The sequence below is a fragment of the Bradyrhizobium sp. MV1.5 genome (assembly GCF_055807615.1).
Genome location: NZ_JBVVPL010000106.1, coordinates 1 through 1,605, shown reverse-complemented (window position 1 = coordinate 1,605; position 1,605 = coordinate 1). Strand labels below are relative to the sequence as shown.

Annotated in this window: 2 protein-coding genes; both read left to right on the top strand. The window is 63.9% G+C overall.

Features of this window, described 5'->3' with window-relative positions:
- Positions 1–692: 692 nt before the first annotated feature.
- Entirely contained in the window at positions 693–938 is a 246-nt protein-coding gene (locus AC0L2J_RS34690) for a reverse transcriptase domain-containing protein (protein ID WP_473395974.1), read from the top strand.
- 28 nt (positions 939–966) lie between these two features.
- On the top strand, positions 967–1,431 hold the full coding sequence (locus AC0L2J_RS34685) for a hypothetical protein (protein ID WP_473395973.1): 465 nt from the start codon (positions 967–969) through the stop codon (positions 1,429–1,431).
- Positions 1,432–1,605: the final 174 nt, after the last annotated feature.

Here is a 1,605-nt window from a genome sequence, read left to right as displayed (position 1 = left end):
CGATGGCCGGATCACGCATGGAAGGCAATCATCGGAACTGAGAGGCCCGACCGGGTCCGTTGGATTGGTCTACAACGGGGGGCAGCGGCGAGACAGTGCCAGAGCCGCGGTCAGAGCTGAGGTCGGGAGTCGGACTGGTTCATAGTACCTGTGAAGTCGTTGAAGGAAAGGAGACGCATGGAGGGAAGGGACCAGCCTGAGGGGAGCCGCGCGAGAAGGCCAGGGTCCGGACACAGAGCCGGGTTGCCTTGCCGCGCGAACCTCGAACGGGTGAACGCGGCGGCCAAGCAGGCTGCCCTAAACCCGGTTCACAGCCTTGGTGCGCCACGTCGAGGACGCTCTGCTCGTTTCGACGACAAAAGCGGCAGGCCAGCGCGGGGTCGATGGGGTAAACGGTGGCGAAGTACGAAGAGAGGCTCACGGATAACCTCCGGGAGCTCTGCGGACGCGTCCACACAAGTCGCTACCGGCCACAGCTGGTGACGAGTCTACATCCCCAAGGCCGATGGCGGTAAGCGGCCTCTCGGTGTGCCGACGCTAGAGGACAAGATTGTCCAAAGCGCGGTAGCCGAAGTGCTGAGCTCCGTCTACGAGGTCGACTTCCTCGGGTTCTCCTACGGCTTCCGGCCGGGGCGGAATCCTCATATGGCGCTTGACGCCTTGCACAGGGCGATCATGAGCCAGCGCGTCAACTGGGTCTCGATGCCGACATACGCAACTTCTTCGACTCGGTCGACCACGAGTGGCTGTTGCGGATGGTGGCGCAAAGGATCGCCGATCCTCGCATCTTGCGGCTCATAGAGCTGTGGCTGCGGGCCGGCGTTCTTGAGAGCGGCGAGAAGCAAGAAACGGACAGGGGTACCCCGCAAGGGGCGGGCATCAGTCCGCTCCTCGCCAACATCTTTCTGCACTACATCCTCGACCTCTGGACCCATTAATGGCGCCGTCACCGCGCACGTTCGCGTTGTGGCCGTGCGCTATGCGGACGACTTCGTCATGGGCTTCGAGAGCAAGGCGGATGCGCAGGAGATGCTCTTGGCCCTCAAGGCGGGGCTGGCCAGCTTTGGTCTGATGCTTCATGAGGGCAAGACGCGGTTGATCGAGTTCGGTCGGTTTGCGGCCCTCTCGGGTCAGCGGCGCGGCGAGCGGAGACCCGAGACCTTCGCCTTCCTCGGCTTCCCCCACTACTGCGGGCGTACCCGGGACGGCCGGTTTATCGTGAAGCACAAGACGGAAGGGAAACGCCTGACGCGCAAGCTGTCGGCGCTGCGCCAGGAGGCCTGGCGGCTCATGCACGAGTCACTGGCCACCCAGCGCGAGTGGTTCGCCGCTGTGTTGCGTGGACACTACGCTACTACGGCAGGCCGCACAATTATCCAGCGCTCAACGGCTTCTACCGCGAAGTGCGTCGGACTTGGCTGCGCTGTCTGAGACGGCGCAGTCAGAAAAGTCGGCGCATGGGCTGCGCCACAGCGAGTTCGCTGACGCTGTGTCCCGTCGGAGTTCGAGGCCTTGACGGCACGCTTCCGTCTGCCCGTTCACGCATCACTCGCACTTGGGCGCAGGCGCGGAGATGACGCGGGTTACCCTCGGAAACAGCCGGGT